The 5,377-nt window shown below is 42.4% G+C and carries 7 protein-coding genes and 1 pseudogene; all 8 read right to left on the reverse strand.

Annotated features, from left to right (window positions below):
- A pseudogene (locus STRDD04_RS11415) lies at window positions 1–200 on the reverse strand (tagatose-bisphosphate aldolase); the annotation flags it as partial.
- Window positions 201–203: 3 nt separating this feature from the next.
- Entirely contained in the window at window positions 204–1,133 is a 930-nt protein-coding gene (locus tag STRDD04_RS04100) for a tagatose-6-phosphate kinase (protein ID WP_062199578.1), read from the reverse strand.
- Between the two features lie 12 nt (window positions 1,134–1,145).
- Window positions 1,146–1,661: a galactose-6-phosphate isomerase subunit LacB gene (lacB, locus tag STRDD04_RS04105; protein WP_062199580.1), complete on the reverse strand. Its 516-nt coding sequence runs from the start codon at window positions 1,659–1,661 to the stop codon at window positions 1,146–1,148.
- Between the two features lie 16 nt (window positions 1,662–1,677).
- Window positions 1,678–2,103 carry a galactose-6-phosphate isomerase subunit LacA gene (gene lacA / locus STRDD04_RS04110; protein ID WP_062199582.1) on the reverse strand — a complete coding sequence of 142 codons (426 nt, stop codon included), beginning with the start codon at window positions 2,101–2,103 and terminating at the stop codon, window positions 1,678–1,680.
- Between the two features lie 187 nt (window positions 2,104–2,290).
- On the reverse strand, window positions 2,291–3,046 hold the full coding sequence (locus tag STRDD04_RS04115) for a DeoR/GlpR family DNA-binding transcription regulator (RefSeq protein ID WP_062199584.1): 756 nt from the start codon (window positions 3,044–3,046) through the stop codon (window positions 2,291–2,293).
- A 160-nt stretch (window positions 3,047–3,206) separates the two neighbouring features.
- Window positions 3,207–3,572, reverse strand: a complete 366-nt coding sequence (locus STRDD04_RS04120; protein WP_062199586.1) for a hypothetical protein — start codon at window positions 3,570–3,572, stop codon at window positions 3,207–3,209.
- A gap of 4 nt (window positions 3,573–3,576) precedes the next feature.
- Window positions 3,577–4,293, reverse strand: a complete 717-nt coding sequence (locus tag STRDD04_RS04125; protein ID WP_062199588.1) for a matrixin family metalloprotease — start codon at window positions 4,291–4,293, stop codon at window positions 3,577–3,579.
- A gap of 142 nt (window positions 4,294–4,435) precedes the next feature.
- Window positions 4,436–5,293 (reverse strand): DNA/RNA non-specific endonuclease, encoded by an 858-nt coding sequence (locus STRDD04_RS04130; RefSeq protein WP_062199590.1) that lies wholly within the window; start codon window positions 5,291–5,293, stop codon window positions 4,436–4,438.
- Window positions 5,294–5,377 lie beyond the last annotated feature (84 nt).

Genomic DNA, 5,377 nt, shown 5'->3' on the forward strand with positions numbered 1-5,377 from the left:
ATAGAAGAAGCATAAGGGGTCAGCTCTTCTGCGACCAAAACTTTCAGTTCTTCCATTTGTTCTACAGTTGGTTCTGCTTCTTGGTATTGAGCCATGAGGCGTTTCAAAGCACCGCGTTGATCAAAAGCCAAGGCAGAGATAATGCCATTCTCGTCAGAAAGTTTTTCCATGTACTTGCGTTTTTGTTCTGTTAATACCATTCTTTATACCTCTTTTACTGTGATTTGATTGTATAGGCCGTCATAGTTTTCAACGTTGACATGACCGGTCATTTTTTCTTGGGCATTGAGCATGCCGAGAACATTAGCTTTTTTGAGCAGGGAGACAGCATCTTCTTGATGGCTTAAGGCTGAAGAAATCCCTGCAACAGTTGAGTCACCAGAGCCAACTGGATTGACCACTTGGATTTTAGGAATATCTACTTTATAGAAAGTATCCCCGTGCTTAGCAAAAGCTCCATCTGCACCGAGTGATACGATAATCCACTCGATTCCCTCAAAGAGCGGTTCTGAAAGGACAGCTTTTAACTCATCCAAATCTTTTGAAACCTCGCGACCTAATAACTGAGAAAGTTCCTCATTATTAGGTTTGATGGCAGTTGGTTTGACATCTGATTTGAGCATAGCTTCCAGAGCTGCTCCAGAGCAATCCAGCACTACCTTATTGCCAGCTTGATTAGCCATTCCAATCAGCTGGATATAGTATTCTGTCGGTAGACCCGCTGGCAAACTGCCCGAGATACTGACAACATCCGCCTCGGCCATCAAAGACCGGAAGTGCTCTTGGAAATCCCTTGCCTCATCCGCTGTAATGGTCGGACCGGCTTCTAGGATTTCCGTTTGCTTGCCCTCATGCAGAATGGCAATACAGTTTCTCGTATCTCCTGAAATATTGTAAAAGGAAGGTTGAACATTTGCGTGGAGATTTTGTAATAAAAACTCTCCATTAGTTCCGCCGATAAGCCCCGTCGCAGCGACATGGTCTCCAATTTCTGCCAAAACTCTGGTCACATTGAGGCCCTTTCCGCCTGCTGTCTTACTGACTTCTGAAACACGATTAACAGTATCTATTTTCAATTCTTCTAATGGATAGGAAATATCGATAGAAGGATTCATGGTCACTGTAAGAATCATCTGGTTACCTCACTAGTCGTGGTATTCTCCACGATCCCATTTTTCAAGAAATTCTGTAAAGAAATTATCATCTGCCTGATGAGCATTGTGACTTTCAACGTGCTCAATCTTGGCAATCAGCTTTTTGTTTTCTTCGGTTGGCTTGTACTCCGCATGAATGAAAGCTTCGATGATGTCACACATGAGGAGCTCACCAGTAATTTTTCCGCCAAAGCCGATAACGTTGGCGTTGAGCTCTTCCTTAGCATAGAGAGCCGAGGTCATATCGCGCACCAGAGCTGAGCGGATGCCAGGAACTTTATTAACCGCATTGTTAATCCCGACACCAGTACCGCAAATACAGATTCCCAGATCCGCCTTGCCACTTGTCACAGCTTCTCCTACTTTTTTTCCATAGATAGGGTAGTGGGTCCGCACATGGTCATATGTTCCGTAGTCCTGTACTTCATAGCCTTTTGACTTCAAGAAATCTACGACCGCCATTTTTTCATTGGTAACGATATGGTCACATCCAATTGCAATTTTCATTTGATTTCTCCTTTTCTTAGCACATCTTGTTGAGCATGTCAACCCGGATTTGGTGACGGCCGCCGTCATATTTCCCATTGACAAAGCCTTTGGCAATATTCTTAGCTATCCCTTCGCCAACGATTTCAGCTCCCATTGTAATCATGCGAGAGTTGTTATGGCCGCGAGTCATGTAGGCAGAGCGTTCATCTGAAACTTCCGCCGCAACCATGCCCTTGATTTTGGTCGCTACCATGAATGGGCCAGCCCCATAAGCATCGATAACAATACCAAGATTTTCCTCTTGCTTATTCACCTCAGCTGCAACTGCAAGGGTCACATCAACAAAATCCTGACCTTCTTTCGTCACATCCACCACTTCAAAGTTTTCTCCGACGAGAAAATCCTTGACCACATCTTTCAGCTTGCTTCCAGCAGCATCTGCTCCAATAATAATTGCCATGAGCATTCTCCTTTTGATTATTTTTAACAGATTTGTGTTTATCTAAATCACTATCTGTTTTTCATAATCATAGTATACTCCTTTTTAAGTTTATTGTCAACACTTTTTTGTTTATTTTAATCAAATATTTTTAAATAATGTTATAGATAAACAAAAAGCTCTTATCCAGAGCATTTTTGTCTATTCCTTATGAGATAACTTTAGTATGCACTTCTAATTCCTCATGAACTGTATCGGAAGTTTGATCAATGATAACTGCTGTAATTTCAGATAGAGGACAGATGGAAGTGAAATCTTCCTTATCAATCTTAGAAGAATCAATCAACAAATATGTCTCCGTCGAGCGCTCTAAGGCCAGCTTTTGGGTGTAGGCCTCTTCAAAGGAAGAGATCATGATTTGTCCACCTTTAATGCCGTTACAGCTGAAGAACATCTTAGTAAAATACATGCGCTCCATGATAGCGTTGGTCATCTCTCCTACAAAGGCTTGACTAGTCTCCCGCATTTCCCCTCCAAGAAGAAAAACTTTAAAGGTATCTGACTTTTTCTTGAGCAGGTCATTAAAGATAGGCAGGCAGTTGGTAATCACGCGCAGATTTTGATTGCTTATTTGCTCGGACAGCACTTCTACAGAAGTCCCTGGACCAAGGAAAATGGTGTCCCCATCCTCAATCAGCTGCACAGCCTTTTTAGCAACGGCTCGCTTAGCTTCAATATTCTTGAAGAGTTTCTCTTCGTGAGGAATTTCGTGATATTGTTGGGCTTTATTACTTTTAGCTCCACCAAAAATACGAGTCAATTTCCCTTGATTTTCTAGCTCTGTCAAATCACGTCGAACAGTCATGTCAGAGACTTTCAAGCTTTCCACAATTTGAGCAACTGTAATCGTTCCAAGTCTATCTACCAGCTTAACCAATTCGTCTAATCGTTCAATCTTATTCATTTTCGACTCCTCCATCTCCCGTTTTCTTCATTATAACTCTTTTCTTTTTCATTTTCCACACTTTTTGTTTGTTTTAAACAAAAAACATTGAGTTTCACATAAAAAATGAGCAAGCATGCTCGCTCTTCTTGCTCTGGTAGCTAATAAACTGATGCCTACTTTAGATAAAACTACTTAAAATCCCCTGATGCTGCACCACTAGGTAGATACCTAGTAAAATGAGCAAAACAAAGAGAAGCAACTTAATCAGTCCTTTGACAAAGCGGATTGCCACAAGAATCATCATCGAACCGACCAGCCATATAAAGGCTGAAGTGTTAAAGAAACCTTGAACAGCTTGACTGCTTTCGCCGAAAAATGCCTGAAGTGGCACTGGAATATGATTTTGCCAAATATCGGTCAGACCGATTTGATTGGCAATCTCTGTCCCGCTTTTCCAAAGCAAAGCAGAAACTCCTGAATTAAAGATAAAAAGGGAGACTTGCTCCGGAAAGCGTCTAATAAAATAGAAAATAGTTTTTAACATGATACTACGATTGATACAGTTCTCTTACAGCTTGAACATCTACTGGCTGGATACTGTAAAAAGAACCAGCCGACTGCATCACAGAATCCTCCTCGTTATGATTTAATCCGATAGCATGACCCAATTCGTGCGCTGCTGTATTTACGATACGTTCGTGTGAATAGCCATAGCGGTCATTGAGTAAGTAGTAAGCATTCAAACGGACGGTTACTTTGGTAAAGCGCTGAGTGAGCAAATTGGTCTGAGACTCTGCTTCACCAGCCGCTGGCACATTTCCATCGTTCATTTCAGTTGCAATAATATCTGCCGAATCCTTATCTTCAGTGAGGGTAAAGGTAAAGGCCCCTGTCTGATTCCAAGAATCAATAGCTTCTTGATAAGCAGACCGAAAGGTTTCATTTTGTGTATCAATGTAAATGCTGGCGCTCGCCTGCTCCCAACGACTGCCTGTAGCGATATGCTCATCTGTCATTTGGTCGGTTTTCTGACTGTAGCTGCCAAATCCTGTTGTAAACCCTTGGCCATTGAAAAGTTGCTCCACTCGCACTACCGCAGCCTGAACTGCTTGGGACAAACCAGCTGGCCCACTATCTGTCGAAGTCGTAAAATAAAAAACACCAACGATTACTACGAAACTAAGAACCGCGGACCAAATCAAGCCCCAGACCAGCCGCCAAATAAAACGAAATAAGAAACAAATACAATTAAAAATAAATCTCATAGCAACCTCCACTTCTCGGATTGTAAGAGAAGATAGATTCTATCAATACTGTCTTAAACAAAACTAAAAAGCTCTCTTTTCTATAACTATAAAAGAAAATGACTACAAATCTGCAACCATTCCTTTTCATTCTAATTAAATTTTAAGAACCTGTAGTCAGACTGACCCGACCGCTGCTATAGTCTAGCTGAATCCCTTTTTGCACATTGGGAACGAAGACATTGAATTCCAAACTTCCATCACTGGACTTAGCCTCTAAATGCGAGCCGACTGGCACAAGATCATTTCCCGAAGCATAGATCAAAGTGACACGATAACGCACCCGCTTATTCTGATCCAAGGCGCGACGAATCTGGCTTTCATAATAATTCTGGCCCGTCGAGTTGTCTTTATTAGCCTGATTGGCCCAGGCTGTTTGGACTGCGATATTGGCTGGATTGCTAGTGGAAGCATCAAAGCCCTTTAAACCACCGACCAAAGAGTAAGCCAAGAGATGCCCGCGATCCACCGCATGATGATAATCACCCGATAGATGTTTGACTTGGTGCCAACCAGCAGGAACCCAAGAAGTAGAGCCATTTCCCGTTTCTTCCCGTGATTTATATTGGCGTGTCGATTTGGCAAGCAAGGCATTGGCAACTGTGGGAACAGTCTGCCCCTGAACGACCTTCGTTTTATTATCCGCATAAGGCAAACTAGAAACTTTGGCATTCAAGTTTGTTTGATTTCCATTGATGACGAAAGCCCCTGCCCCATTCCACTCGATTTTTCCTCCAAGTTGAGAGCGCACTGAGTCTGTGAGAACACTTTCTGACAGAGCTTGGTCAGGTGTGCTAGTCTCCTTATTTTGGCTGACGACTGCAGGTGTGTTTAGCGCTGGTGTTTGATTGCCATTTCCAAAAAAGTAGGCTCCCAGCGACAAGCTCAGTGCAACCAGAAGCCCTGCCACAGTCTGCACAGATTTATTACTTTTTCTTAGGATTTTCTTTCTTTTTGGCATATTTCCTTATCCATTTAAAAGGACTGTGCTAGGATAATTGCACAGTCGGGATGCTATGTCATACTCTTGGAAAATCACTGACCC

It is taken from the genome of Streptococcus sp. DD04 (genome assembly GCF_001578725.1).
Lineage (GTDB): Bacteria > Bacillota > Bacilli > Lactobacillales > Streptococcaceae > Streptococcus > Streptococcus sinensis.

Coding starts and splice junctions, on each gene's coding strand:
- STRDD04_RS04100 (WP_062199578.1), bottom strand. CDS start 1,133: ATGATTCTTACAGTGACCATGAATCCTTCTATCGATATTTCCTATCCA.
- lacB (WP_062199580.1), bottom strand. CDS start 1,661: ATGAAAATTGCAATTGGATGTGACCATATCGTTACCAATGAAAAAATG.
- lacA (WP_062199582.1), bottom strand. CDS start 2,103: ATGGCAATTATTATTGGAGCAGATGCTGCTGGAAGCAAGCTGAAAGAT.
- STRDD04_RS04115 (WP_062199584.1), bottom strand. CDS start 3,046: ATGAATAAGATTGAACGATTAGACGAATTGGTTAAGCTGGTAGATAGA.
- STRDD04_RS04120 (WP_062199586.1), bottom strand. CDS start 3,572: ATGTTAAAAACTATTTTCTATTTTATTAGACGCTTTCCGGAGCAAGTC.
- STRDD04_RS04125 (WP_062199588.1), bottom strand. CDS start 4,293: ATGAGATTTATTTTTAATTGTATTTGTTTCTTATTTCGTTTTATTTGG.
- STRDD04_RS04130 (WP_062199590.1), bottom strand. CDS start 5,293: ATGCCAAAAAGAAAGAAAATCCTAAGAAAAAGTAATAAATCTGTGCAG.